Origin of the sequence: Mesorhizobium sp. M7A.F.Ca.MR.176.00.0.0 (assembly GCF_004023165.1) — a bacterium.
Lineage (GTDB): Bacteria > Pseudomonadota > Alphaproteobacteria > Rhizobiales > Rhizobiaceae > Mesorhizobium.
This window is the reverse complement of sequence record NZ_RZTC01000001.1, coordinates 37,174-62,973: the sequence shown is the minus strand read 5'-3', so window position 1 is coordinate 62,973 and position 25,800 is coordinate 37,174. Positions and strand designations below refer to the sequence as shown.

The window sequence follows — 25,800 nt, the reverse complement described above, 5'->3', positions numbered from 1 at the left end:
CGGTCGCGGCCGCAAGCCAGGGCGTGAATGTCGTCAAGCTGCGCTTCCTGATCTACGTCGCGTCGGCGGTCGGCTGCGGTCTTGCCGGGGCGATCTATTTCATGGCGCAGCTCCGCATCACCCCGGGTTCGGCCTTCGATCCGATGTGGGCCAACGTCGCGATCTTCATCGTCATGGTCGGCGGAATCGGCTCCATCGAGGGCGTTCTGATCGGATCCCTGATTTTCTTCATCGCGGACCGCTGGTTCGGCGAATACGGCGCGACTTATTTCGTTGTCCTCGGCCTGATGACGCTTCTGGTCGCGCTCTACGCCCGGACGGGCATCTGGGGCCTGATCTCGAAACGGTGGGATGCACCATGGTTCCCGATCCGACGCAAGCTCGTCGACCCGAACCGCTGACGAGGAGGATTCATGAAAGCCGCCATCTTCGATAGGGTCGGCGTCCCGCTGCGGATCGGCACGGTGCCGGACCCGACGCCGGCACCGGGCGAGGTCGTCTTGCGTGTCGCCGCCTGCGGCATCTGCGGCAGCGATCTGCATATCACCGAGGACCCCGTGCCTTTCGGCATCGAGGCAGGCTTCGTGCTCGGCCATGAATTCTCTGGGGACATCGTCGCGGTCGGATCGGAGGCAACAGGCCTTCGGATCGGTGACCGTGTCGCCGTCGCGCCTATGCGCGGTTGCGGACACTGCGAAGCCTGCGAGCGCGGCGATCCGGCGCGCTGTCGCGAGATGGAGCTGATCGGCGGCGGCTATGCGCAATACGCGACCGTGGCCGCACGCCAGTGTCATATCCTGCCCGGCGATGTGGCGCTCGAGGATGGTGCGTTGGCCGAGCCACTGTCGGTCGCTCTGCATTGCATCGTCCGCTCGGGCATGAAGCCGGGGGATCGGGTCGCCATCCTGGGCGCTGGGCCGATCGGACTGCTCGTCGCCTTCTGGGCGCGGCGGATGGGGGCGTCGCGTGTCGTGGTGGCCGACATCCACGGCCATCAGCGCGAGCGTGCGCTTGCTCTCGGCGCGACCGGCTTCGCGCTTTCGGGCGAAAAGCTGACCGAAAACCTCGCCGATCTCTGTGGCGGAGCGCCAGACATTGTCTTCGAATGCGTCGGCAAGCGCGGCCTCATCGGCGCGGCGGTCGAAGCGGTGCGGCTGCAGGGCACGGTGGTTGGCGTCGGCTTGTGTATCGGCGGCGACGAATGGGATCCGTTCATTGCGCTGACCAAGGAAGTGAACCTGCTGTTCTCGGTCTTCTTCCATCAGCGCAACGAATTCGGCGTCGCCCTCGATGCGCTGCGCGGCGGACCTTTCGCACCGCAAGCTCTGGTCACCGACCGGATCGATCTCTCGCCAGTTCCGCAGATATTCGAGAGCCTTCGCCGCCGCACCACGCAATGCAAAGTGCTGATTCAGCCGGACCTTGTTTGAGGCCGCACCTGTTTGAGGAGAGTGAAAATGGCCGTTCAATTCGAAACGCTCGAATACGATATCGGCGGCACGGAAACGGTGGTGAAGGCCATCGGTAGAGGCAAGCCCGTGCTGTTCCTGCACGGCGCCTCGACGCTTGAAGGCTTCGGCTTCGCGGAGGGCCTCGCCGACCGCTTCCGCGTGCTCTGCCCGAGCCATCCGGGCTTCGGCTTTTCTGGCCCGGCGCCGCATGTCGCTGCGATGTCCGACCTGGTTCTGCACTACCTGAACCTGCTCGATGTTCTGAACCTGCCGGAGAAGCCTCATCTCATCGGCTTTTCCATGGGCGGCTGGATGGCGACCGAGCTCGCCGGCCTTGCGCGCGAGCGTTTCGACAAGGTGGTGCTGATCGCTCCCGCCGGGCTCAACGACCCCGCGCATCCGGCCACCGATCTGGGCGCGGTCGCGCCGCAGGAGCTGCCGGCCTATCTGGCGCATGACGTCTCGGTGGCGCTGCGCTATTTCCCGGACGGCTCAGACCCCGCCTTTGCCGAGGCCTTCGGCGCCGACCGCGTCCGCGAAGGCGACACGCTCGGCCGGCTGCTGGCGCCGTTCGGCATGGGCCATCCGAACCTGCGGCGCTTTCTGGCGCGTATCGCCAATCCGACGCTGGTCGTCTGGGGCACCAGGGACCGTCTGCTGCCGGCTGGCCAGGCGCCGCTCTTCGTCGAAGCCCTGCCCGACGCACGCCTGATCCTGGTCGAGGATGCCGGCCATTTCGTCATGCAGGAGAAACCCGAAACACTCAGGAAGATCGGCGATTTCCTCGCCGGCTGACCGCATTGAAAAGGAGGAGAAGACAATGAACAAACCCATCAAGCACGGCTCGTGGGGGACGACCACCGACTATCGCGACTTGCTCAGCAAGATCACGGAGATCGGGCCGGCCCTGGAAGCCAACACCACCGCCGATGAGGAGAATGGCGAACTGACTGCGGCCACGTTCGAGCTGCTGAAGCCGCTGCGCATGTCGCATATCTTCGCCGCGGAGAGCCTCGGCGGTGCGCAGCTGCGACCCACCCAGGGTCTCGAACTGCTGGCGGCGATCACCTGGCACTCTGGGGCGGCTGGTTGGGTTTCCATGGTGCATTGCTGCATCGGTGCGATGTCGGCAGCCTTTCTGCCGGACAGCGCGGTCGAGCGGTTGTTCGCGCCGGGCACCGAAAACCGGTTCTCGGGGCAGGGCGCGCCGCTCGGTATGCTGAAGAAAGTCGATGGCGGCTACCGGCTGAATGGCAAGTGGAGCTATGGCAGCGGCTTCAGCCACGCCACCTACAGCCACAGTGCCGCCTTCGTCGACGACGGCACCGGCAAGCCCGCCAAGGACGAGAAGGGCAACTTGATCATCATGTGCGCCCATGCCCCGATCTCTCAGCACAAGCAGCTCGGCAATTGGGACGTTCTGGGCCTCGGCGGCACCGGCAGCATCGACTATGCGGCCGAGGACGTCTTCATCGCCGACGATCTCGTTTTCCCGATCCTGACCGCACCGCCGCTGCGTCAGAAGGAGTTCTTCAGTCTCGGTGTCGTCGGCCTCGCCGCAATCGGGCATACCGGTTGGGCTCTCGGCACTGGGCGGCGGATGCTGGACGAGATCGCCAAGTTCGCCCGCACGAAGTCAGGCCGCGCTGGGCTGATCGGCGAGAGCGAGAAGTTCTGGCACGACTATGGCCGCGCCGAAGCTCGATATCGCGCTGCCCGCGCCTTTGTCTTCGAAGTCTGGCGCGACATCGAGGCGACGGTCGAGGCCGGCAACAGCGTATCGACGCGACAGATCAGCCTTGTCCATCTGGCCAAATCCGAGATTCACGAGGTTGGCGTGGATATCTGCAATTTCGCCTACCGCGCCGGCGGCGGCGCGTCGCTGCGCGCCGGCGTGATCCAGCGCACCTTCCGCGAGATGATGGTGGCTGCCAATCATTTCACGATCGCGCCGTCGATCGTCACCTCGGCTGGTCGCGACATCGGCGGCCTGTGGAGCGATCGCACCTGGCAGTTCTACGACCTGATCGAGAAGAAGTAGTCGCAAGGGCCGGACGGCGGACGCCGTCCGGCCCCTATTTCACGCTGCAGAAGAGAGATGTCGATGAGCTTCCCGCATCCGATGACCAACGCCTTCCGCGAAGCCTTTCGCCACCATCCGGCCGGTGTTGCCGTGATCACGGCCGATCCCGGCGACAGGCCGGTGGCGATGACCGTATCCTCGCTGATCTCGGTAAGTGCCGCGCCGCCGGTCGTCGCCTTCTCGCTCTCGATGAAATCGACTTCGTCCGAGCCCTTGCTGCGGGCCGAGACCATGGTGATCCACCTGCTGCGCTTCACTGATATCGACCTGGCGCAGCTCTGCGCGTCCAGCGGCGCGGAACGTTTCCCGCCGGGAGGCGCCTGGGCGCGGCTGCCCACCGGCGAACCGCGCTATACCGGCGTTTCGACCTGGTTCCGCGCCCGTCGGCTCGGCGTTCTGCCGATTGAGGGCGCGACGCTTGTCGCGGCCGAACTCCTTGACGGCGAGGTGCTGCCGGACGAGGTCCCTCCGGAGGCGCATTCGCTGGTTTATCTCGACCGTCGCTGGCATCGCCTGCACAAGGAACTGGACGGGGTGGCTGAGCTTCTTGAGTCGTCGCGTTTTCTTTGAACGGCGCCGAAGCGGCGCTGGTTATCAGGTCGTTGCGCACGGAACTCGGAAAGCCAGTCGAAGCGCGTTCGGCGTCAATCGTGCCGTGCTCTCTGGCTGCCAGCGCGGGGTTGAGGGCTATCCGGCCAGTTGGCACTAGCCGGAATTTCGTCCGCATCGGATGCGGTACGAGGGGAAGGCAATTTCGTCGCAGATGACGTCAGACATTTCCGCAAATATCTCACGTATTGACGTTAACTTAACATTCTATTATGGTCTATTTACCGTGTCGGATGCGTCGCTTTTGTATCACTGCTGCTCGTTGATCGTCGTCATGCCTGTCATCCCTATCCCAACCTGCAGGATTGCCTTGCAGCGCCCTTCACCAGTTGCTGAAAGCGGCGGCGCCCATGCCCAGTCTGCTCGGAATCGATAACGGTCTCACGGTCACCAAGGCGGTGATCTTCGATGCCGATGGCACGCAGTTGTCGGTGGCGCGTCGGCGCGTCCCGCAGTCGATGCCCCATGCCCGCTGGGTGGAGCGCGACATGGCCGGCCTCTGGCAAGCGACCGCCGACGCGATCAAGGAGGCGATCGCGCTGTCCGGCCGCCCGGCAGGCGACATCAGGGCGGTGGCGGCGACCGCGCATGGCGACGGTCTTTATCTGCTCGACAAGGATCGTCGGCCGCTAGGCCCCGGAATCCTGTCGCTCGACAGCCGCGCCGGCGAGATTGTCGAACGATGGTCGGCGGATAGGGTCTTCGAAGACGCCTTGGCGCGCACGGGCCAGGCGCCGCACGTGTCGGCGCCGTCGGCGCTGCTGGCCTGGATCAGGAAGAACGAACCCGACCGCTATGGGCGCATCGGGCATATACTGGCCTGCAAGGACTGGCTGCGCTTTTGCCTGACCGGCACGATCGGCACCGACCGTACCGAGGCCAGCACCTCATTCACGGATTTCCGCACGCAGGATTACGCGCTGGAAGCGATGCGCATCTTCGAACTGGACGATCTTTTCGACGCGCTGCCGCCGATGGCGCATTCGGCCGAGATCGCCGGCCACGTTACCGCCGAGGCCGCCGACATGACCGGCCTTGCCAAAGGGACACCGGTCGCGAGCGGCCTGCATGACGTAACTGCCTCCGCACTTGGCATGGGCGGCCATGAGGAGGGCGTGCTTGCCATTGTCGCCGGGACCTATTCCATCAACGAAGTGGTCTCTTCGCAACCGCGCGTCGATCCGCGTTGGCTCTGTCGCAACGCCATCGACGCCGGCCGCTGGAACAACATGGCGATCTCGCCGGCCTCGACCGCGAACTACGATTGGTTTCTCGACACGTTCTGCCGCTCGGAACAGGAGAGGGCATCGGTCGGTGGTGGCTCGATCCACGAGGTTTTGGCGGCAGAGATCGACGAGGCGCTTAAAAAGCGGTCGACCATCCTGTTTCATCCTTATCTGTTCGGCTCCCCCTTTGGCGATGTCGCCAGCGGCAGCTTTGTCGGCCTTCATGGCTGGCACAATCGCGGCGATATGCTCAAGGCGGTTCTGGAGGGCATTGCTTTCAATCATCGTACCCATGTCGAAGCCTTGCGCGACGGCTTTGCCATCAGCGAAATCCGCCTGACGGGCGGCGGCTCGCGCAATCCGGCCTTCGTCCAGATGTTTGCCGATGTGCTGAACGCCCCGGTCACCGTCACCTCGACCGACGAGGCTGCGGCGTTTGGCGCTGCGCTTTGCGCTGGTGCGGCGGTTGGCATCTTCGCGACGCCGCAAGAAGGCGCCCGGCAGGTCGGCATGACGGCGCGCCAATACGAGCCAGTGCTGGCCTCGAGTGCTGTGTTCAACGAGCGCTTTTCCCTCTATGGCCGCATAGCCGGTGCGCTCGTGCCGCATTGGCCCGACATCGAGAAGCTGGCGCGGCCAGACACCGAGGGGACCGCATGATCAAGGCCGACGAACGACGCGAAGAGATCGCCGACTATGTGATCAAGCTCGGCCAGGTACGCATCGACGATCTGGTCGAGCATTTCGGCGTATCGCGCATGACCATCCACCGGCACATCGACCGGCTGGCGCAGCAGGGCGTGTTGCGCAAGCTGCACGGTGCGGTCACGGTTCAGCCTTCCGGTCTCTACGAAAGCGCCTTCCGCTACCGGGTGACGGTCAACCGGGCCGAAAAGGATGCGCTGGCGCGGACAGCACTCGATTATATCGAAGCTGGCCAGGTGGTGATGCTGGACGATTCGTCAACGGCAAATGCGGTCGCTACGCTCCTGCTCGACGTCAAGCCGCTGACCGTCATCACCAACTCAGTGGCGACGGCTGCACTGCTGACCCATGTCGACGAACTCGACTTCATCTGTCTCGGCGGCCAGTACCACAACACCTACAACGCCTATATCGGCATCGTCTGCGAGAACGCGGTGGCGCAGCTGCGCGCCAATGTGCTGATCTGTTCGGCTTCGGCCATCACCGGAACCACCGCCTTCATCCAGGATCCCAATGTCGTGCGGGTCAAGCAGGCGATGATGGCCGCATCGGTCAAGCGTATCCTTCTGATCGACCATGCCAAGTTCGACAGGATCGCGCTGCATGTCTTCGATGATCTGACCAGCTTCGATGTCGTGCTGGCGACCGAAGGCCTGGGCGATGCGCGGGCGCAAGCCCTCGAACGGGCCGGCGTGAAGCTGCGCATCGTCAAGACGAAAGCGCCATGAGCTCGAGCGAAGCAATACGTACGGAAAATCCAGCCGGGCGTCTGGCCGCTATGGCCGGAGCCGGGGAGGTCGACGTCGTCATTCTTGGCGCCGGCATCAACGGGGCAGGGCTGTTTCGCGATCTGTGCGCGCAAGGCGTCAGCTGCCTGATCGTCGACAAGGCGGATTTCGGCTCCGGCACGAGTGCTGCGCCATCGCGGCTCATTCATGGCGGTCTGAAATATCTCGAAACCGGCGAGTTCAGGCTGGTGGCGCAGTCGACGCTCGAACGCAATTTGCTTTTGAAAAACGCGCCGCACTATGTCAGCCCGCTGCCAACGGTCATCCCGATCTTCTCCTGGAGCAAGGGCATGCTGGCTGCGCTGCGGACGCTGTTCGGCTCGACCAGCGCGCCGCGCAGCCGTGGCGCCGTCCTGATCAAGATCGGCCTGATGATCTATGATTTCTATGGCTCGCGAAACCAGGTCATGCCGCGTCACCGCATGGTCGGGCGGCGCCAGGCGCTCAGTGAGATGCCGGCGCTCGCCCCCTCGATCGTCGCCACCGGCACCTATTACGACGCCAAGATAAGCCACCCCGAGAGGCTCGTGCTCGAACTGATCCTCGATGGGCTGCAGGCAAACGAGGCCTCGGCCAGCGCGAACTACACGGCGCTGGCGAAGTCCGCCGATGGCGTGCTGACGTTCCAGCCGGAAAACGGCGCGGCCTTTTCGGTGCGGCCGAAGCTGGTGGTCAATGCCGCCGGTCCATGGATCGACGATGTCAACGATTCGCTAGGCGCGCCGTCGAAGATGATCGGCGGCACCAAGGGCTCGCACATCCTGTTGAAGCACGACGAGCTGGTCAAAAGCCTGGCCGGACGCATGCTCTATTTCGAGGCCGATGACGGCCGCATCTGCCTTGTCTACGACTATCTCGGCCTGGCGCTGGTCGGCTCCACCGACATCAAGGCCGACAACCCCGACGCGGTGCGCTGCGAACCTGACGAAGTCGAGTACCTGCTCGACAGCGTACGGACGCTGCTGCCGGGGATGGCGTTCGAGCGCGACCAGATCGTCTATGCCTATAGCGGCATCCGGCCGCTGCCGGCCTCGGATGCATCGGTGCCCGGCTTGATCAGCCGTGACCACTCGGCGCCCGTCGCCGAGCCGGATCGGAACAGACCATTCGCAGTCATCTCGCTGATCGGCGGCAAGTGGACGACCTTTCGCGGCTTCGCCGAGGAAGTCGCCGACACCGTGCTCGGCCGCCTGCAGCGCAGCCGCAAGGTGACGACGCAGACCATGCCGATCGGCGGCGGCAGGGATTTCCCGGCTGATGCTGCAGCGCGAGCAAGTTGGCTGGCTCTGGCTCACTCGGAGACGGGCGCTGGAGAACGGCGTCTCGAGGCGCTGCTGTCGCGATATGGCACCAGAGCCACGCAGATCGCCACACATGAGCCGGATGATGAGGGCCGACTGCCGGATTCAGAAAGCTACAGCCGATCGGAAATTGACTACATCGTCCGCACCGAGTTCGTCGAACATCTGGCCGATATCGTCATGCGCCGCAGCACCCTGGCGATATCAGGGTCACTGACGGGCCGGGATCTGCAGGAGATTGCGACGATTGCCGGACGGGCGCTGGGCTGGAGCGCCGGGCGCCTCGCAGAGGAAGTCGAGGCCGCCGCCCTGGAACTCGAGGACCGGAACCTGATGCGGCTGGGCTGATCATTCCGTCGCCGATGCTCTTTCCCAAGGCAATCCGGTCGGTTTGCCTAAGGATGCGTCGCATCCCCAATCGCTCAACTCACAGGTGGATTGGGATTTTGCCGATGTCAGATATTATTATGGAGAAACAGCTAGTTAGAAAATAATTAGATAGCCGATGGCTGTGAAATTCTACTGGCTCAGGCACGAAATAACACAGATTGACGTTAAATTAACATAGCCGTATGATCGAGTAACATGCTCACCTGCTAATGGGTCGATGTTGCCCGCCGAAATGCCGGCAGACCGGCGTTTCGGGAAGGGCGAGACCTGTGAATTCCCCATATGTGCATGCGCCAAATCCGGCGAGGGATTGACAGCGATGCAGAGATGTGAAAATTTTTGCACACAAAGATAATAATATCATCTCAGGGAGGAGATGTCTTGAAATCCGGCGGAGCCGCTAACCGCGATCATGAGTCCAGCCTCGCCACCCGCGCGGCCTGGCTTCACTATGCCGGGGGTCTGACGCAGGCCCAGGTGGCCAAGCGGCTCGGCCTGACCAGCCTCAAGGCGCATCGGCTCATCACCCGGGCCACCCAGGATGGCCTTGTCAGGGTGATCATCGACGGCGATGTCGGCGAATGCATCGACCTCGAGCAGCAGCTGATCAATGCTTACGGGCTCGATTACTGCGAGGTCGTTCCCGATCTCGATCAGGACGAGCTGCCGCTGAAGGCGCTTGGCATCGCCGGCGCTCAGTTTCTGAAGCGGGAGATCGATCGCGGCGAGGACATGCTGATCGGCGTCGGCCATGGCCGTACCCTTGCCGCAAGCGTCGAGTATCTGACGCGCACCGCCGCTGCCCATATCCGTTTCGTCTCGCTGCTTGGCGGCGTGACGCGCAAATTCGCGGCCAACCCGCACGATGTCATGCATCGGCTAGCCGAGCGGACCGGCGCGCAGGCTTATGTGATGCCGGTGCCTTTCGTCGCCAACACCGCCGAGGACCGTGAAGTGCTGCTTGGTCAGCGCGGCATTAGCGATGTCTTCGACCTCGCAAGCCGGTCCGACCTGATGTTCGTCGGCATAGGGACCGCCGAGCGGGAAGCTTCGTTGGTCGCTACCGGCATGATCGAACATTCCGAAATCGATGAGGTGAAACGCGATGGCGGCGTCGGCGAGCTGCTCGCCCACTTCTTCGACGACAAGGGGCGCCCGGTGGAAACGGCGCTGTCGGACAGAATTCTCGCGCTTCCGCGGGACCAGTTGAAGGGCCGCCGGATCGTCGCCGTCGCCGGCGGCAAGATCAAAGTGCGTGCCATCAAAGCGGTGCTCGAAAGCCGCTATCTGAGCGGCCTGATCACCGACGAGTCCACCGCTCGTGCCCTTGTCGAACAGAACAAACCCAATGGCGCGAAGCGCCATGTGAACGGAGGATCGTCAAATGCGTGACAAGCGCGGATCAGCCTTGCTGGCGGTTGCGTCATGAGCGCGAAAGCCGCCACCGCATCGACCAGGCCGGCTTCGCCCGCCCTGCGTCGGGCACTTGCCGGCGCCGCGGTTGTCGTCCTGCTCGGCGCCATGGCGCTCGACACCAAGGTGGTCAGGATCGGCTCTGCCGGCGATGTCCGCAGCGCCGTGTTTTCCGCCGCTGACTACGGCAAGTCGGAGTTTCCCAAGGTGCAGGCCGATGTCGAGGCACGCGCCGCCGACGCGGTGACGGTGGCTGCTGCTATCGCCAAGGACAGGGCGACGGCGGAAAAGGAATATGGCGTGCCGGCGGGCGTCGGACCGGTCATCTCGGTCAAGTTCACCGGTGTCGTCGGCGAAGGAAAATCCGGCATCTACAAGGTCGCCGTCGAAGGCGTGCCGGACACGCTGATGATCCGGGTGCAAACGGGACCGGCGATCAACGGCACCGAGCTTCGCGACGCCACCGGCAAGATCACATTCGGCCAGTTCACCAACCAGATCGAATACCAGGACGCCGGTTCGGCGCTGAACAACGAGATGAAGAAGGAAGTCCTGGCCAAGGTCGACACCAGCACCTTGACCGGCAAGACCGTATCGGTGGTCGGCGCATTCAAGCTGGTCAACCCGAAGAGCTGGCTGGTCACTCCGGTGAGGCTGGAGGTCAAATGAGCGCGGCTGCAGACACCGGACCCGCGACCGGCGACGCCGTGCTTTCGGCGCGCAACATCGTCATGTCGTATGGCGGCGTTCATGCGCTCAAGGGCGTCAATTTCGACATCCATCGCGGCAAGGTCACGACGCTGTTCGGCGAGAACGGCGCCGGCAAGTCGACGCTGATGAAGATCCTGTCCGGCGTCGTCACGCCGACATCCGGCGACATCGTGCTCGACGGCAATCTCGTCAGCTTTTCCTCATCCTCGGACGCGCGCGATCGCGGCATCTCGATCATCCACCAGGAACTCAGCCTGGCGCCGAACCTCAGCGTTCGCGACAACATCTTCATGGGCCGCGAACTGCGCACCAGAACCGGCCTCGACTTCGCCGAAGAATCGCGCCAGGCGCGCGCGCTGATGGCCGATCTCGAAGAGGACATCGACCCGATGACTCTCGTCGAGGATCTGCGCCTGGGTCAACAGCAGATCGTCGAGATCGCGCGGGCGCTGTCGGTCGATTCACGCATCCTCATCATGGACGAGCCGACCTCCGCGCTCAGTGCAACCGAGGTCGAGGTGCTGTTCAAGGTGATCCGCGATCTGACCAGCCGCGGCGTCTCCATCGTCTACATTTCACATCACCTCGAAGAGGCGCTGCAGATCACCGACTACGCCGTTGTCCTGCGCGACGGCGCCATAACGGCGACGGCCGAGGCCAGGGACATCGACCTCGAGTGGATCGTGCGCAACATGGTCGGCGAGAATTTCGATCTCGGCTCGCCGCCGACCGGTCATGCGTTCGGCGAGGTCGCCCTTTCGATCGAGGACGTCAGCGTCGTTGACACTTCGGGCTCGGGCTATTCCGTCGTCGATCACCTGTCGCTGGACGTCAGGGCCGGCGAGATCGTCTGCATCTATGGGCTAATGGGCGCCGGGCGCACGGAATTGCTGGAGGCCGTCGCCGGACGAGTGCCGATGGCGGGCGGTCGCGCGCTTCTGGAAGGCGAGGACGTCTCGGGGTTGAGCATTGCCCAGCGCATCTCCAGAGGGCTTGTGCTGGTCCCCGAGGACCGCCAGCGCGACGGGCTGGTGCAAACGATGACCGTCGGCCGCAATCTCTCGCTTGCCAGCATCGAGGCGTTCGCCAAGGGGCTGTTTCTGTCCCGTTCCAGGGAGCGAGAGCTGGTCGAAGACTCGATCCGCAAGGTGACTGTCAAGACCGCAGGTGGCAACGCCATGATCGGATCGCTGTCGGGTGGCAATCAGCAGAAGGTCGTCATCGGCAAGATGCTGACGACCAACCCCAAGGTCATCCTCCTCGACGAGCCGAGCCGCGGCATCGATGTTGGCGCCAAGGCCGAGGTCTTCCGCTTGTTGAGCGAACGCGCCGCTCAAGGGCTTGCGGTAATCTTCTCGACCTCTGAGGTCAACGAATGCCTCAGCATTGCCCACCGCATCGTCGTCATGCGGCGTGGCAGGATTTCAGCTGAATTCGGCGCCAACGCCACCAAAGAGCAGATCATGGCCGCCTCCGGCGAAGCCGTGGTCGCCTGATCACCAGAATTTCGGAGCCCAGACCCATGACCGACGTCAGCCAGGCCAGAAAACAGTCCAGTCCAAGCGCGAGCGAAGGCTTCGATCTCGCCAAGTTGCTGCTCGAGGGCCGTGCCTTCTTTGCCCTGATCGTCATCATCGTCGTCTTCTCGATCCTGTCGCCCTACTACCTCTCGGTGGCGAACTTCCTGACCATGGCTTCGCATGTCGCCATCTTCGGAATCCTCGCGATCGGCATGCTGCTCGTCATCCTCAATGGCGGCATCGATCTGTCGGTGGGGTCGACGCTAGGCTTGGCCGGCGTCGTTGCCGGATTCCTGATGCAAGGGGTGACGCTGACCTGGCTGGGCGTCGTTCTCTATCCGCCGGTCTGGGTGGTCGCGGTGCTGGCCTGCATGCTGGGCGCGGTCGTCGGGCTGATCAACGGCGTGCTCATTGCGCGCTTCAAGGTTCCGGCGTTCGTCGCCACGCTCGGCGTCATGTACATGGCACGCGGCCTGGCGCTGCTGATGACCAGCGGCCTGACCTATAACAATCTCGGCGGCAAGCCGGAGCTCGGAAACACCGGCTTCGATGCGCTTGGCTTCAACCGTCTGTTCGGCGTGCCGACGGGCGTCGTGGTTCTCGCGATTATCGCGCTCATCGGCAGCATCGTCCTGAACCGCACCGCTTTCGGGCGCTGGCTCTACGCCTCGGGCGGCAATGAACGCGCGGCCGAACTCTCCGGCGTTCCGGTCAAGACGGTCCAGATTTCCGTCTATGTGCTGTCGGGCATCTGTGCCGCCATCGCGGGCCTGATCCTGTCCTCGCAGTTGACGTCGGCTGGACCGACCGCCGGCACCACCTACGAACTGACGGCCATCGCGGCCGTCGTCATCGGCGGCGCGGCACTGACCGGCGGCCGCGGCAACATCCGCGGAACCCTGCTCGGGGCCTTCGTCATCGGCTTCCTGTCCGACGGTCTGGTGATCATCGGCATCTCATCCTACTGGCAGACAGTGTTCACGGGCGCGGTCATCGTGCTCGCCGTGCTCCTCAATGCCGTTCAGTATCGCCGCCGCAGCAAGCTCCCAAGCGCGACAGGTGGCCACCCGACTTCTCAGAAACGGGGGAAGGCCGAACCGGCCAATCCTGCCCAAGGGAAGACTGCCAGGTGAACTGGCAGCAACACCGCGTAATCATTGGAGGAATGTACATGAAAACCATGCTGAAAAGTCTGCTCGCCGCCGCGATGGTCGTCGGATTCACGGCCGCCGCGTCAGCCGCGGGCCTGATCTCGATCATCGTCAACGATCCGGCCAACCCCTACTGGCTGACCGAGGGCAACGTCGCCAAGGCCGAGGCCGAGAAGCTTGGCTACACGGCCAATGTCGGCGCCCACAAGGGCGATACCAATACCGAAAGCAATTTGATCGACACCGCCATCACCAACAAGTCGGTGGCGATCATCCTCGATCCGGCCAACGCTGACGGCTCTGTCGGTGCGGTGAAGAAGGCGATTGCAGCCAACATCCCGGTGTTCCTCGTCAATGCCGAGATCAATCAGGAAGGCCTCGCCAAGGGTCAGCTCGTTTCCAACAACGCGCAAGGTGCTGCTCTCGGTGCCCAGCAGTGGGTGCAGGCCGTCGGCGAAAAGGGCAAATATGTCGAACTGCTCGGCGCTCCGTCGGACAACAACGCCGCCACGCGCTCGAACGGGTACGCGACTGTGCTGAGCCAGTACCCGGATCTCGAAAAGGCTGCTTCGCAGGTCGCCAACTGGGATCGTACCCAGGGCCACGACAAGATGCAGAGCATGCTGCAGGCCAATCCCGACATCATCGCCGTGATCAGCGGCAATGATGAGATGGCGCTTGGCGCGGTTGCGGCGCTGAAGGAAGCCGGCAAGCTCGCTGGCATCAAGGTCGGCGGCTTCGACGGCTCCCCGGATGCGGTTGCGGCGATCAAGTCCGGCGAACTGCAGTACACCGTGCTTCAGCCGGTCGCCATCTTCTCGGCCAAGGCCGTGCAGCAGGCGGACTCGTTCATCAAGACCGGAGCCACCGGCGCGGCGACCGAGAAGCAGCTGTTCGATTGCCTTCTCATCACCAAGGACAATGTCGATAAGTACACCGCTCCCTTCGTCCTGTCGGAATGAAACCTGCACAGGGGGTGTCCTTGCGGACACTCCCTGCCTCTTCTACGAAATGACTACCCTCGTGAACTGCCTTCGCAACCAACCGGAATTTGCGGCATGAAAGACCTGCTGATCGGCATCGACGCGGGAACGTCGGTGATCAAATCGATCGCTTTCGACCTGTCCGGGCAGCAGCTCGCCATGACGTCGGTGCCCAACAGCTTCGTCACGCTGGAAGGCGGCGGCGCCGAGCAGGACCTCGACCAGACCTGGCGCGACATGGCGCGGACCGTTCGCGATCTCGCGGCCAAGGTTCCCGACCTCGCGCAACGAACCGCAGCGGTTGCTATCACCGGGCAGGGCGACGGAACCTGGCTGATCGATGGCGAGGGCTTGCCTGTCTCGCGCGCCTGGCTGTGGCTCGATGCCCGCGCCGGACATTTGGTGGACGAGATGCGCGCCGATCCCCGGGATCGCAGGCGGTTCGAGCTGACCGGCACGGGCCTGAATTCCTGCCAGCAAGGCGCCCAGCTTGCCTTCATGAAAAAAAACCATTCCGACATGCTGGAGCGGGCGGCGACCGCACTGCATTGCAAGGATTGGCTCTACTTCAAAATGACGGGCGAACGCGCCACGGATCCCTCCGAGGGAACCTTCACCTTCGGCGATTTTCGGTCGCGCACCTATTCCGACGAAGCCCTCGACATCCTGGATCTGACGACGCATCGCCGCCTGTTGCCTCCCATGCTCGAAGGCACCGCCGACCATCATCCGTTGTCGCGATCGGCGGCGGCAGAGACTGGCCTGCTCGAAGGCACCCCGGTGGTGCTGGGTTACGTCGATATGGTCATGACGGCGCTCGGAGCCGGCCTCTATGATCCGTCGGGCAATGTCGGCTGCACGGTCATCGGCTCGACCGGCATACACACGCGCTTCGCCGCCACGCCCGACGATGTCGTGCTGAACGACGATGGCTCCGGCTACACGATTGCCATGCCTATTCCGGGTGCCTTTGCACAATTGCAATCCAACATGGCGGCGACGCTCAACATAGACTGGCTGCTTGGCCTTGCGCGCGACGTGCTCGCCACGGCTGGCGGCAAGTCTTCTCATGACGAGTTGCTGAAGGCCCTCGACGCTTGGGTGGAAGCATCGGAGCCTGGTTCGCTGATCTACCAGCCCTACATATCGCTGGCCGGTGAAAGAGGACCGTTCGTCGATCCTGACGCACGCGCTGGCTTCATCGGCCTTTCGGTCAAGCACGGCTTTGGCGATCTGGCACGCGGCGTCCTCGAGGGACTGGCCTTCGCCGCACGCGATTGCTACCAGGCGATGGGCGCCGTGCCGGGCGAAATCCGCCTGTCGGGCGGCGCCGCGCGCAGCCCGTCCCTACGCCGCATCATCGCAGCGGCGACAAGGGCACAGGTGCGCACCAGCAGTCGCCAGGAAGCCGGCGCGGCAGGCGCCGCGATGATGGCCGCGGTCGGCCTCGGCGTCTATGGCTCGATGGAAGACTGCGCCGCCGAATGGGTGACGCCGCTTCTCGGCGACTGCGATGCCTATGACGAGGCGCTTTCGCAAACCTACGATGCCCTCTTCCCTTCCTTCGTTGCAGCGCGTCAGGCGCTTCGGCCGGTGTGGAAGGGCATGGCGCACCGCACAGGAGCAGGATCTTGAGCAATACAACAGATGTCGTCGATCTTTTCGTGATCGGCGGCGGCGTCAATGGAGCCGGCATAGCGCGTGATGCGGCAGGTCGCGGGCTGTCCGTCATCCTGTGCGAAAAGGACGATCTCGCGCAAGGCACGAGCTCGCGCTCCGGCAAGCTGGTGCATGGCGGCCTGCGCTACCTCGAATATTATGAATTCCGGCTGGTTCGCGAAGCGCTGATCGAACGCGAGGTGCTGCTTGAGGCGGCGCCGCACATCATCTGGCCGATGCGCTTCGTTCTTCCGCACAGCCCGCAAGACAGGCCGGCATGGCTGGTCCGGCTCGGGCTGTTTCTCTACGACCACCTTGGCGGCCGTAAACGCCTGCCGGGGACAAGAACGCTGAACCTCAAGACTGCGCCGGAAGGCGCGCCAATCAAGGACGAGTTCAAGCGCGGTTTCGAATATTCCGACTGCTGGGTCGACGATGCGCGCCTGGTGCTGCTCAACGCCCTGGATGCCAGGCAGCGCGGTGCCAGAGTGCTTACGCGCACCGCCTGTGTCGCGGCCCGCCGCGAAAACGGACTGTGGTCGATCGACATGCAGGATGGTCGCACGGGTGCGGTGACGAAGGTCCGGGCGCGGGCGCTGGTCAACGCGGCAGGTCCCTGGGTCAACGACATTGTCAGCCGCGTCGCCGGGCAGAATTCAACGCGCAATGTTCGGCTCGTTAAAGGCAGCCATATCGTCGTGCCCAAATTCTGGGAGGGGCGGCAAGCCTATCTCATTCAGAACAACGACAAGCGGGTGATCTTCGTCAATCCGTATGAGAACGATCTGGCGCTGATTGGCACCACCGACATTCCCTACGAAGGCAGGCCCGAGGAAGTGGTCGCCGAGGCCAGCGAAGTCGACTATCTGATCAAGGTGGTCAATCGCTATTTCAAGCGGCAACTGACGCCACAGGACGTGGTCTACAGTTTCTCGGGCGTGCGTCCGCTCTATGACGACAATGCCGACAATCCAAGCGCGGTGACGCGCGACTATATTTTCGAACTCGACGCCTCCAATGGCAACGCACCGCTGCTTTCGGTGTTCGGCGGCAAGATCACCACCTTCCGCAAGCTGTCCGAACATGCGCTGGAAAAGATCCAGCCGTTCTTTCCGACGATGAAGAAAGCCTGGACGGCCAAATTTCCCTTGCCGGGGGGCGACCTGCCCAATGCGGACTTCGAGCAATTCCTGAGCGATCTGCATTCCGAGTTATCGTGGCTCAGCCCGTCGCTGGTGAAGCACTACGCTCGAAGCTACGGCACCCGCGCCCGGCAATTGCTCGCCGGCGCGCAAAGCGAGGCTGATCTCGGCCGACGCTTCGGTCCCGATTTATATGAACGGGAGGCAAAGTTCCTGGTCGAGACCGAATGGGCCGGCACATCAGCCGATATCCTGGAACGCCGCACCAAACATGGCCTGCATCTCAATGCGGCCGAGCGGAAAGGATTCGAAGACTGGTTCGATAACATCATGGCGGCGGCAGACTGATGGCCTTCACGCTTTCCCTCAACACCAATCCGCTGGTCAATCGTTTCGCCGATCCAGACGATCTGATCGACGCGATCGCCTATGGCATCGGCATCCGCGACGTGCAGCTGACGCATGAATTCGTCAATCCGGGCTGGCCGGCGGCGACGATTGCCAAATTCCTGCGCCTGTTCAACAGCGCACTTTCGCGGACCGGCGTGCGGATCACCTCCGGCATGACGGGGCCTTATGGCCGGCTCAACCATTTCGGCCACCCGGATGCGGATGTGCGGCGCTATTATGTCGACTGGTTCAAGACCTTCGCCGACATTTCCGCCGATCTCGGCGCGTCCGGCATGGGCACGCAGTTCGCCATCTTCACCCACAAGGACTTTGACGATCCGCAACGGCGGGCAGCACTTCTCGATATCGCGCTCGAATGCTGGCGCGAGGTGGCCGAACACGCCAGGGCGGCGGGTCTGACATACCTGTTCTGGGAGCCGATGTCGGTCGGCCGCGAGTTCGGCCACACGATCGAAAGCTGCGCCACGCTGCAAGGCGCCATCGATGCGGCGAAGCTGCCCATACCGATGAAGATGATGGTGGATATCGACCATGGCGACGTGACCTCGGCCGATCCTGCCGATACCGATCCCTATGCTTGGGCGAAAGCGTTTCCATTGCAATCGCCGATCATCCACATCAAGCAGTCTTCCATGAACAAGGGCGGGCACTGGCCGTTCACGGCCGCCTACAACAAGGACGGCCGCATAGTGCCGCAGAAGTTGCTGGACGCGGTTCGGCAGGGCGGTGGAACCGACAATGAAATTTGCCTTGAACTTTCCTTCAGGGAGAGGGAACCAGTCGACCATCAGGTTATCGAGATGATCCGCGAGTCGGTGGATTTCTGGGCGCCTTACGTCGACAGTGGCCGCGACAGCCTCAAGCCTCGGACTTGAGCGAATACGTCGCCCGAAAGCCGGCTTCGGCCGCAAAAGTATCGAAGGAGAAGAAGAATGGCCCCATATTGGGTCGGCACGAGCTGGAAGATGAACAAGACGCTGTCGGAGGCGTTGCAGTTCGCCGATGCGCTGGCGGCCTTTGTGCCCGATTTCGATCCGGCAATACAGCCTTTCGTCATTCCGCCGTTCACCGCAGCGCGCCAGGTCAGCGCGGCGCTGGCCGACACCCGCGTCAAAGTTGGGGCCCAGAACATGCATTGGGCCGACGCGGGCGCCTGGACGGGAGAGATTTCGCCGGTGATGTTGAAAGACTGCGGGCTGGATGTGATCGAACTCGGCCATAGCGAGCGCCGCGAGCATTTCGGCGAGACGGATGCGACTGTGGGACTGAAAACGGCGGCCGCAGTCAGGCACGGTTTCGTGCCGCTGATCTGCGTCGGCGAGACGCTGGCTGAGCGTGAATCAGGCCGCGCCGAGGCGGTGCTGACGGCACAGGTTCTCGGCGCGCTGCAAGAGCTGAGCGGCTATCAACTGAAGGCGGAAATCCTCTTTGCCTACGAGCCCGTCTGGGCAATCGGCGAGAAGGGCATTCCCGCAAGCGCCGACTATGCCGACAAACAGCAACAGCTGATCAAGAAGGTTGCCGCCGACCGGCTGCCGATTGCTCCACCTGTGCTTTATGGTGGCAGCGTCAATCCAGGCAACGCGGCCGAACTCATCGGCCAGCCGCATATCGATGGCCTGTTCATCGGCCGCTCGGCGTGGCAAGCGGAAGGCTATATCGACATTCTGAAAAAGGCGTCGGCCGCCATCGCGCGCTGACTGCCAAAAGACCTAGCAAAGGAGTTCATCATCATGAAGATCGCACTCGGAGCCGACAGTGCCGGAAAGCCGCTGCTCGACGTCATCGCCAAGCATCTCGCCACCAAACCCGAACTGCAGGTCGTCGACCTCAGCCAGGCCGGATTCTACGCCGACATCGCTGCCTCGGTAGGCCACGAAATCCTGGACGGCAATTACGACCGGGCCATCCTGTTTTGCGGCACCGGCATCGGCGTCAGCATCTCAGCCAACAAGGTGCCGGGCATTCGCGCCGCATTGACCCACGACACCTATTCCGCTGAGCGCGCCGCCAAGTCCAACAACGCCCAGATCATCACCATGGGCGCCCGCGTCATCGGCCCCGAACTGGCGAAATCGATCGCCGACGCATGGTTGGCCTCGGAGTTCGATCCGAATGGCCCCTCCGCCACAAACGTGCAGGCCATCGACAAGCTCGACGCCAAGCGCTGAAAGACGCGGGAAACCCGTTACTGAGTTAACTGGTCAAGGCGACCCGCATCGCCTCGATCACGGTTACGGCGGAGGCGGCGCCCGGGTCCATGTGGCCAAGCGAGCGTTCGCCGAGACGCGATGCCCGGCCTTTCGTGGCGACCATCGACTTAGTAGCCTCCGCGCCTGCGTTTGCCGCTTGTGCAGCAGCTTCGAGACTGCCCGCCAGATCCTTGCCGGAGGTCAGCGCTTCGCCCGCTGCCTGCGCAGCCGGCGCCCATGCATCGATCATCGTCTTTTCGCCAGGCTCGGCCTTGCCGCGATCCTGAATGCCCTTGGCCATAGCCTGGAACAGGGCGACCACGTCCGAATCGTCGAGCGTCGTCTTGCCCTTGACGGCTGCCGCGCCCCGCATGAACGCGGTCGCATAGAGCGGCCCGGAGGAGGCGCCGACGGCATTCAGGAACGATTTGGCAGCGGTGTTCAGCAAGGTGGTCGGGTCGGTTGCCTCTGCATCCAGTGCGGCGACGGCATCGCGTGCAGCGGAAAATCCAAGCTCCATCGCGATGCCGTGGTCGGCGTCGCCGATAACCCCGTCAAGCGCGCACAGTCGGTCCCGGTCGGCAGACATGGCGGTTGCGATCGCCGCGAACATCGCGACAAGGTGGGCGGTGTCGATTGTCGTCATGTCTTAGTCCTTGCCACAGAAGTGGCTTTAGCCGGCGCGAAACATGGCGCAGTCGCAGGGGTGGTCCAGCATCGTCTGCAACTCGCCGTCCAGCCGATGCAGAGTGATCGAGGCCCCTGCCATTTCGAGCGAGGTGCAGTAATTGCCGACCCAGCTTGCGTGTATGGACACACCGATCTCGTCGAGCCTCTGCTTCACGCGCCGGTTCATGATGTAGAGTTCCATCAGCGGCGTTGAGCCCAGCGAATTGACGAGCACCGCGACCTTGTCGCCGCGCGTAGGCGCCATCTCGTCGAGGATCCTGTCCAGCATCTCGTCGGTGATCTCGTCGGCTGTTTTCAACTTTTCGCGCGCGATGCCCGGCTCGCCATGGATGCCCATGCCGATCTCCATCTCGTCCGGCCCGATCTCGAAATTCGGCCGGCGGGTCTGCGGCAGCGAACAGGGCGACAGCGCCACGCCCATGGTGAAGGTGTGGTCGTTGGCCTTGCCGGCGATGCGCTCGCATTCGTCGAAGGACAGCATCCGGTCGCAGGCGGCACCGGCCGCCTTGAAGATGAAGAAATTGCCGGCGACGCCGCGCCTCTTGTGCCGCTGGTCGCGCGGTGCCGAGGCGACGTCGTCGGTGCTCAGCACCGTGCGCACCTCGATGTCGTCCATGGCGGCCATCTCGGCCGCCATGTCGAAATTCATCACGTCGCCGGCATAGTTGCCGTACATGAACAGCACGCCGGCGCCGCCGCTGACTGCCTTTGCGCATTCGAGGATCGGGTCCGGCGGTGGCGAGGCGAAGACATTGCCGATGGCCGCCGCATCGGCCAATCCCTTGCCGACGAAGCCAAGAAAGCTCGGCTCGTGGCCCGAGCCGCCGCCAATGACGAGGCCCACCTTGCCCTGGCGCGGTCCGTCGCAGGCGATGATGGAGCGAGGACTGCCGTCCACGCTTTTGAGATGGCGGGGATGCGCTGCCAGGATGCCTTCCAGCATCTCGTCGACGGCGCGGTTGCCGACATTGATGATCTTCTTGGTCTGCACCCGGCATCCTCCCGATTTCGGCATTTTCGCAGATAATACCGGGTGTTACCGGGATTTCCACCCGGCAAGGAGCATTTCGTGCGCAGAGGTGTTCCCGCAGGCTATCACCTGGACGTAGGCGTTAGTTGTTTCAACCGCCGAGGCCGTCGCGGATGGCTGAGAAATAGCGATCAGTTCCGACCTGGCCGCCCTTGAGCGCGACCTCCAGTCCGTCGATCGCCTTGACGCGCGCGTGAGCAACGCAGAGCGGCGAGCCCGGCGAAGCGGGCAGCGGCATGCGGATTGTCAGGGCATCGACACCCATTTCGCCGAGTGCATGGCTCGACGTGTCGCCGCCGGCAATGACCACGCGCCGCAGGCTCTGTTCGATCGTCAGGCCGCGAAGGATTTCTCCGAGTCCGCGGCCAAGCCTGTGGCGGGCGCCTTCCTGCCGGTCGATTTCGGCGCCCCTGTCGGCATCGGGGCCAAGCGCGGTGTAGAGGATGACGCTGCGCCCGGCTTGCAGACTGGCACGGCCGCTTGCCGTTGCGCGCGCGATCGCCTGCTGCGAAGCCTCCGAAACCAGTTCGACTGGATCGACCTCGATGCCGTCGAAACCGTCGGTCAGGGCATGCTGGATCTGCCGTTCGGTGGTCGGCGAGCAACTTCCCGACACGACGGCTATCCGCTCGGCTGCGCCCGGTGGCGTGAAGCCATGTCCGGCGCTGACGATGCCATTCGACGCCCATTCGGCCAGCAACGCATACTCGACCCCTGACGAGCCGACGACAAAAGAACCGCCGGGCTTGCGAACGCGCCACAGCTCCTTGCCGGCCAGAGCCTGCGTTTCCAGATTGTCGACATCGACAAGCACGATGGGGGTGCCGTTTCCGGTCAGCCGATCGAACGCCGCCGACCGCGACGCGGACTGCAGCGTCGCAAGGTCGACCAGCCCCGAGCTCAGCGCCGTCTGCCGCGACAGATGGATCAGCAAATCCGACTCATCCATCGGCGTCGTCGGGTGGCGGCTCATCACCGGGTGGCGGTCGATGCGGAAATATTGGTCGCGATAGGCGGCGAACAGGTGCCCGAAGGTGGTGTAGCGCTTGAGCTGCGGCGCGCCGACCAGCAGCGGCACGCTGGCTTGCGCGAACACCGAGCGGCCGATCTCGATGGCCCGGCCGATGCTGCCGATCGTCGGGCTGGAATCGAAGGTCGAGCAGACCTTGTAGTGGCAAATCTCGGCGTTCAGCGTCTTCAGCCAGGCAAAGGCATCGCGCAAATGCGTGTCCATCCATTGCGGCGTCTCGCTGCGGCTGGTGCCGGCCAGTCCGATCGCCCGGCAATGGCCAAACCGGGACAGCAGGGCCGCGTCCGGCTGGCGCATGAACAGCACTGTCGGCACGCCGCCGAGTTCGAGCGCCTCCATGACATCGGTCGAGCCGGTCAGGTCGTCGCCATAATAGCTGAGAAGCAGGTCCTGCATGGCTTCAGCCTGCCTTGTCGTCGCCGAATTTTTCGATCGACCGCGCCAGTTCGGGATGGTTCAGGGCAAAGTCCGCCAGCGGAATGCCGTCGACCGCCGCTTGCCAGGCTTGCTGCACGGCACGCACGCCGGCGCCCGGCCCGTCCGGATGGCTGACGATGCCGCCGCCGCAGAGATAGAGAAGATCGACCGTCCGGCCGGTCCGCGCATATGTCTCAGGAGCCTGGCCGCCCCACTGGCCAGAGCCCGCCACCGGCAAGGCGCAGTCCTCGGGTGAAAAGATCGGTGTCGTCACCGCCTTGAACGATTCGACGAAAGAATCATCCGGTTCCCAGTATTTCGAGGCGATGCCGTTGATCTGGAATTGGTCGACGCCGAGCAGTCGCCAGAATTGCTGCCAGACCTTGAAGTCCATGCCTAGCCCGGGGTGCCGGGTGAGGATGTCCCAGCCGTTGCGGTGAGCATGCAGCACCAGACTGGAGCGCTTCCTCAGGAACGCCATGCCACCGAAGCCGATCGAATTGATGTTGATAACAGCGCAATTGCCGCCAGCCTTCGCCACCATATCGTGGTTGCGCATCATCTCATCGGGGTCGGCATGCGAGATGCCGAAGGCATACATCACCTTCTTGCCGGTCTTCTGCTCGTGGTCGAGGATCAGCGGCACGATCGCCTTCACTCGTTCCGACAGGGGCGAATAGGCCGGGCTCATCAGCTTCTCGTCGTCCTTGATGAAGTCGACACCGGCGGCGATCAGTTCCGCCACCATTGCCGCCGTCTCATGTGGCCGCAAGCCCAGCGCCGGCTTGACGATGGTGCCGATGATCGGACGATCCGTCACATTGGTCAGCCGACGGCTGCCGGCGACACCGAACTGGGGGCCGGGATGCGCGCCGCGATACTCCTCCGGCAATTTCATGTCGACGATGCGAATCCCGGTGAGGCCCTTGATTGAATAGGTGCCGCCGATGGCAATGGTCATCAGTGCCGAAAGGTCGGTGCCGATGGCATCGAATGGAAAGGCGATATCGACATCGGCGCGCCTGAACGGCCCGTTGCCGCTGTCGGGAAGCGACGGCCGCTCGGCATCGGCCAGAGGCCGTATCGCCAGCACGCGCGCCGCCACCCGGGCTTTCAGTTCCTCGGTCTCGCCGGGCAGCGCGACGAAGGTGCCGGTCGACTGATCGCTGGCGATCTTGGCCGCCAGGACTTCGATGCTTCCAGGCGTTTCGATGCGGTAGGTGAGCGTGATCATGGTCCGCTGTCTCAAGCCGAGGCGTTCGAAAAAGGTTCACCGGTGTTTCAAATCTGGTATAATGAGTACATAAGTATTGCAAGTCATATCCGGCAGAGGGATCGACAGACGGCAATTCCGGGAATTGTGGCGGCAGTGTTAGATAAGGCCGGGTCAAGGGAGTGATTCGCGACGATGAACCGTTCGGAACCGATTGTCCGGCGCAAGCTTTCCGATGAGGTCTTCTTGCGGCTGAAACGCCTGATCACCAGCGGCGAGCTGATGCCGGGCGACGACATGCCGTCGGAGCGTGAACTGATGGAGCGCTTCGAGGTCGGCAGGCCGGCGATTCGCGAGGCGATGCAGGCGCTGAGCAATATGGGCCTGGTGGCGATCTCGCATGGCGAACGCGCCAAGGTGCTGCAACTCACCGCCAAGTCGATCATCAAGCAGGTCGACGGCGCCGCCAAGATCATTCTGTCGTCGTCGAAGGACACGCTTGAGCACCTGAAGACCGCGCGCATCTTCTTCGAGCGCGGCATGGTTCGGGAAGCCGCCGAGAAGGCCACCGCTGAGGATGTGCAGCGGCTGCGGGCCACTGTTGCCGAACAGCGCGGCTTTCGCGGTGATTCCGAAGCCTTCATCTCCGCCGACATGAAATTCCATACGCAGATCGCCGCGATCTCCGGTAACCCGATCTATGTTGCCGTCAGCGAGGCGATGCTGGGCTGGCTGAAGGAATACCACACCGAAATGCTGATCTGGACCGGCAAGGAAAAGTTCACGCTGACCGAGCACGAAGAGATCATCGGCCGCATCGAGAAGAAGGATGCCGATGGCGCCGAGAAGGCGATGATCAAGCATCTCGAACGCTCGCGCGCGCTCTATGTGATGAATTCTGAAAAATGATCTCGGCGGTTCAGCCGATCCGAACGATCGCGTAAGGCGTCATTGCGACCTGGCCTCGGCCAAAAGCTGAAATGTCGACCTGCACGTCTTCCGCCGTCAGGTTCGCCAGCCACGCGATTGTCTTGCCCGAGGCGGAGCGCCCGGCCAGCGCCAGCACCTTGGTTTCATCGCTCGTCCTTGCCGACACATGCGCAAGGCCGGCCAGCTCGCAAAGCCCCTTGATGGGCTGGAAGATTGGCCGGTGTGATCCTTCCGCGACAGGTTCCCCTGATGAAGCGAGCACGCCGAAAGGTCCAGTGAAGCTGGAAAGTGTCAACATCTCCAGTCCGACCGGTGCGACACGCGCGGCATAGCCGATCGTCCATGCAGCAGCGAACTGACCGGTGTGGCGAGGATCGCTGTCGGCCATGGCAACGCGCTGTCCCCCGGGATTGGGCTTGGTCGCGCTGCCATAGGGGTTCTGGCGCATGGCAATCGTCGACGGGCCGATCCGATAGGGCTTTGCCCCGAAGATCGCCCGCGCCGATCGGGTGATGAAAGGCAGCGCCTCCAGCGATTGCATGATGCTGAGATCGTCGGCGGCATGCACGATCGGGCAAGTACAATGGGTGATGAAATCGAGCTGGTCCGCCGGCACGCGCTTGCGGTTGAGTTCGGTGAAGTAGCTGAACATGCCGCCGCCGAGGCGGATATCCGGAAAGGCGCGCCGCGCGGCCGCGTAAACGTCCTCGAGCGGCGGACAGTCCGGCCACGTGCTGCCCGGCGGTGTCGACTGC

The 25,800-nt window shown here is 63.4% G+C and carries 22 protein-coding genes and 2 pseudogenes; 19 read left to right on the top strand and 5 right to left on the bottom strand.

Features of this window, described 5'->3' with window-relative positions; genetic code table 11:
• The 18 genes and pseudogenes from EOB59_RS35820 to EOB59_RS00185 form a co-directional block, all read left to right on the top strand.
• Positions 1 to 401, top strand: a pseudogene (locus tag EOB59_RS35820) (branched-chain amino acid ABC transporter permease); the annotation flags it as partial.
• A gap of 12 nt (positions 402 to 413) precedes the next feature.
• Positions 414 to 1,430 carry an alcohol dehydrogenase catalytic domain-containing protein gene (locus EOB59_RS00265; protein WP_128287377.1) on the top strand — a complete coding sequence of 339 codons (1,017 nt, stop codon included), beginning with the start codon at positions 414 to 416 and terminating at the stop codon, positions 1,428 to 1,430.
• Positions 1,431 to 1,457: 27 nt separating this feature from the next.
• Positions 1,458 to 2,246 carry an alpha/beta hydrolase gene (locus EOB59_RS00260; protein WP_128287376.1) on the top strand — a complete coding sequence of 263 codons (789 nt, stop codon included), beginning with the start codon at positions 1,458 to 1,460 and terminating at the stop codon, positions 2,244 to 2,246.
• A gap of 25 nt (positions 2,247 to 2,271) precedes the next feature.
• Positions 2,272 to 3,492, top strand: coding sequence for an acyl-CoA dehydrogenase family protein (locus tag EOB59_RS00255; RefSeq protein WP_128287375.1), 1,221 nt, complete (start codon positions 2,272 to 2,274; stop codon positions 3,490 to 3,492).
• 81 nt (positions 3,493 to 3,573) lie between these two features.
• Positions 3,574 to 4,104, top strand: a complete 531-nt coding sequence (locus tag EOB59_RS00250; protein ID WP_245486485.1) for a flavin reductase family protein — start codon at positions 3,574 to 3,576, stop codon at positions 4,102 to 4,104.
• A 389-nt stretch (positions 4,105 to 4,493) separates the two neighbouring features.
• Positions 4,494 to 6,029 (top strand): FGGY-family carbohydrate kinase, encoded by a 1,536-nt coding sequence (locus EOB59_RS00245; RefSeq protein ID WP_128287374.1) that lies wholly within the window; start codon positions 4,494 to 4,496, stop codon positions 6,027 to 6,029.
• Positions 6,026 to 6,802: a DeoR/GlpR family DNA-binding transcription regulator gene (locus tag EOB59_RS00240; protein WP_127269804.1), complete on the top strand. Its 777-nt coding sequence runs from the start codon at positions 6,026 to 6,028 to the stop codon at positions 6,800 to 6,802. Before EOB59_RS00245 ends, EOB59_RS00240 begins: the two co-directional genes overlap by 4 nt.
• Positions 6,803 to 6,852: 50 nt before the next feature.
• Positions 6,853 to 8,511 (top strand): glycerol-3-phosphate dehydrogenase/oxidase, encoded by a 1,659-nt coding sequence (locus EOB59_RS00235; RefSeq protein ID WP_164748772.1) that lies wholly within the window; start codon positions 6,853 to 6,855, stop codon positions 8,509 to 8,511.
• Between the two features lie 423 nt (positions 8,512 to 8,934).
• The gene (locus EOB59_RS00230) at positions 8,935 to 9,945 is read left to right on the top strand and encodes a sugar-binding transcriptional regulator (protein ID WP_128287373.1); all 1,011 of its coding nucleotides are present in this window, start codon (positions 8,935 to 8,937) and stop codon (positions 9,943 to 9,945) included.
• Between the two features lie 33 nt (positions 9,946 to 9,978).
• The gene (locus EOB59_RS00225) at positions 9,979 to 10,635 is read left to right on the top strand and encodes a DUF2291 domain-containing protein (RefSeq protein WP_127269798.1); all 657 of its coding nucleotides are present in this window, start codon (positions 9,979 to 9,981) and stop codon (positions 10,633 to 10,635) included.
• The gene (locus tag EOB59_RS00220; RefSeq protein ID WP_128287372.1) at positions 10,632 to 12,173 is read left to right on the top strand and encodes a sugar ABC transporter ATP-binding protein; all 1,542 of its coding nucleotides are present in this window, start codon (positions 10,632 to 10,634) and stop codon (positions 12,171 to 12,173) included. The genes EOB59_RS00225 and EOB59_RS00220 overlap by 4 nt, the downstream gene beginning before the upstream one ends.
• Positions 12,174 to 12,199: 26 nt before the next feature.
• Positions 12,200 to 13,330 (top strand): ABC transporter permease, encoded by a 1,131-nt coding sequence (locus EOB59_RS00215; protein ID WP_127811168.1) that lies wholly within the window; start codon positions 12,200 to 12,202, stop codon positions 13,328 to 13,330.
• Positions 13,331 to 13,362: 32 nt separating this feature from the next.
• The gene (locus EOB59_RS00210; RefSeq protein ID WP_023756738.1) at positions 13,363 to 14,310 is read left to right on the top strand and encodes a D-ribose ABC transporter substrate-binding protein; all 948 of its coding nucleotides are present in this window, start codon (positions 13,363 to 13,365) and stop codon (positions 14,308 to 14,310) included.
• A gap of 96 nt (positions 14,311 to 14,406) precedes the next feature.
• Positions 14,407 to 15,966, top strand: coding sequence for an FGGY-family carbohydrate kinase (locus tag EOB59_RS00205; protein ID WP_128287371.1), 1,560 nt, complete (start codon positions 14,407 to 14,409; stop codon positions 15,964 to 15,966).
• Positions 15,963 to 17,480 carry a glycerol-3-phosphate dehydrogenase gene (locus EOB59_RS00200; RefSeq protein WP_127811166.1) on the top strand — a complete coding sequence of 506 codons (1,518 nt, stop codon included), beginning with the start codon at positions 15,963 to 15,965 and terminating at the stop codon, positions 17,478 to 17,480. Before EOB59_RS00205 ends, EOB59_RS00200 begins: the two co-directional genes overlap by 4 nt.
• Positions 17,480 to 18,418, top strand: a complete 939-nt coding sequence (locus EOB59_RS00195; protein ID WP_127811165.1) for a TIM barrel protein — start codon at positions 17,480 to 17,482, stop codon at positions 18,416 to 18,418. The genes EOB59_RS00200 and EOB59_RS00195 overlap by 1 nt, the downstream gene beginning before the upstream one ends.
• A gap of 57 nt (positions 18,419 to 18,475) precedes the next feature.
• Entirely contained in the window at positions 18,476 to 19,243 is a 768-nt protein-coding gene (locus EOB59_RS00190; RefSeq protein WP_128287370.1) for a triose-phosphate isomerase, read from the top strand.
• Positions 19,244 to 19,276: 33 nt separating this feature from the next.
• Complete coding sequence (locus EOB59_RS00185; RefSeq protein ID WP_013533067.1) at positions 19,277 to 19,714, top strand: RpiB/LacA/LacB family sugar-phosphate isomerase; 438 nt, start codon at positions 19,277 to 19,279, stop codon at positions 19,712 to 19,714.
• A 25-nt stretch (positions 19,715 to 19,739) separates the two neighbouring features.
• Here the strand turns inward: EOB59_RS00185 and dhaL are convergent, their stop codons facing one another.
• From dhaL to oiaX, 4 genes are all read right to left on the bottom strand, one after another.
• Complete coding sequence (gene dhaL / locus EOB59_RS00180) at positions 19,740 to 20,381, bottom strand: dihydroxyacetone kinase subunit DhaL (RefSeq protein ID WP_127269792.1); 642 nt, start codon at positions 20,379 to 20,381, stop codon at positions 19,740 to 19,742.
• 27 nt (positions 20,382 to 20,408) lie between these two features.
• The gene (locus tag EOB59_RS00175) at positions 20,409 to 21,416 is read right to left on the bottom strand and encodes a dihydroxyacetone kinase subunit DhaK (protein ID WP_128287369.1); all 1,008 of its coding nucleotides are present in this window, start codon (positions 21,414 to 21,416) and stop codon (positions 20,409 to 20,411) included.
• Between the two features lie 130 nt (positions 21,417 to 21,546).
• Complete coding sequence (locus EOB59_RS00170) at positions 21,547 to 22,881, bottom strand: four-carbon acid sugar kinase family protein (RefSeq protein ID WP_127811162.1); 1,335 nt, start codon at positions 22,879 to 22,881, stop codon at positions 21,547 to 21,549.
• 4 nt (positions 22,882 to 22,885) lie between these two features.
• Positions 22,886 to 24,136: a 3-oxo-isoapionate-4-phosphate decarboxylase OiaX gene (oiaX, locus tag EOB59_RS00165; RefSeq protein ID WP_127811161.1), complete on the bottom strand. Its 1,251-nt coding sequence runs from the start codon at positions 24,134 to 24,136 to the stop codon at positions 22,886 to 22,888.
• A 174-nt stretch (positions 24,137 to 24,310) separates the two neighbouring features.
• On the opposite strand from oiaX, the gene EOB59_RS00160 reads away from it, so the two are divergent.
• Positions 24,311 to 25,024, top strand: a complete 714-nt coding sequence (locus tag EOB59_RS00160; RefSeq protein WP_023808899.1) for a transcriptional regulator NanR — start codon at positions 24,311 to 24,313, stop codon at positions 25,022 to 25,024.
• 10 nt (positions 25,025 to 25,034) lie between these two features.
• Here EOB59_RS00160 and EOB59_RS35815 read toward each other — a convergent pair.
• Positions 25,035 to 25,800, bottom strand: a pseudogene (locus tag EOB59_RS35815) (hypothetical protein); the annotation flags it as partial.

Coding starts and splice junctions, on each gene's coding strand:
- EOB59_RS00190 (WP_128287370.1), top strand. CDS start 18,476: ATGGCCCCATATTGGGTCGGCACGAGCTGGAAGATGAACAAGACGCTG.
- EOB59_RS00220 (WP_128287372.1), top strand. CDS start 10,632: ATGAGCGCGGCTGCAGACACCGGACCCGCGACCGGCGACGCCGTGCTT.
- EOB59_RS00170 (WP_127811162.1), bottom strand. CDS start 22,881: ATGCAGGACCTGCTTCTCAGCTATTATGGCGACGACCTGACCGGCTCG.
- EOB59_RS00250 (WP_245486485.1), top strand. CDS start 3,574: ATGACCAACGCCTTCCGCGAAGCCTTTCGCCACCATCCGGCCGGTGTT.
- EOB59_RS00215 (WP_127811168.1), top strand. CDS start 12,200: ATGACCGACGTCAGCCAGGCCAGAAAACAGTCCAGTCCAAGCGCGAGC.
- EOB59_RS00160 (WP_023808899.1), top strand. CDS start 24,311: ATGAACCGTTCGGAACCGATTGTCCGGCGCAAGCTTTCCGATGAGGTC.
- EOB59_RS00240 (WP_127269804.1), top strand. CDS start 6,026: ATGATCAAGGCCGACGAACGACGCGAAGAGATCGCCGACTATGTGATC.
- oiaX (WP_127811161.1), bottom strand. CDS start 24,136: ATGATCACGCTCACCTACCGCATCGAAACGCCTGGAAGCATCGAAGTC.
- dhaL (WP_127269792.1), bottom strand. CDS start 20,381: ATGACGACAATCGACACCGCCCACCTTGTCGCGATGTTCGCGGCGATC.
- EOB59_RS00210 (WP_023756738.1), top strand. CDS start 13,363: ATGTACATGAAAACCATGCTGAAAAGTCTGCTCGCCGCCGCGATGGTC.
- EOB59_RS00185 (WP_013533067.1), top strand. CDS start 19,277: ATGAAGATCGCACTCGGAGCCGACAGTGCCGGAAAGCCGCTGCTCGAC.
- EOB59_RS00255 (WP_128287375.1), top strand. CDS start 2,272: ATGAACAAACCCATCAAGCACGGCTCGTGGGGGACGACCACCGACTAT.
- EOB59_RS00235 (WP_164748772.1), top strand. CDS start 6,853: ATGGCCGGAGCCGGGGAGGTCGACGTCGTCATTCTTGGCGCCGGCATC.
- EOB59_RS00260 (WP_128287376.1), top strand. CDS start 1,458: ATGGCCGTTCAATTCGAAACGCTCGAATACGATATCGGCGGCACGGAA.
- EOB59_RS00265 (WP_128287377.1), top strand. CDS start 414: ATGAAAGCCGCCATCTTCGATAGGGTCGGCGTCCCGCTGCGGATCGGC.
- EOB59_RS00245 (WP_128287374.1), top strand. CDS start 4,494: ATGCCCAGTCTGCTCGGAATCGATAACGGTCTCACGGTCACCAAGGCG.
- EOB59_RS00205 (WP_128287371.1), top strand. CDS start 14,407: ATGAAAGACCTGCTGATCGGCATCGACGCGGGAACGTCGGTGATCAAA.
- EOB59_RS00225 (WP_127269798.1), top strand. CDS start 9,979: ATGAGCGCGAAAGCCGCCACCGCATCGACCAGGCCGGCTTCGCCCGCC.
- EOB59_RS00195 (WP_127811165.1), top strand. CDS start 17,480: ATGGCCTTCACGCTTTCCCTCAACACCAATCCGCTGGTCAATCGTTTC.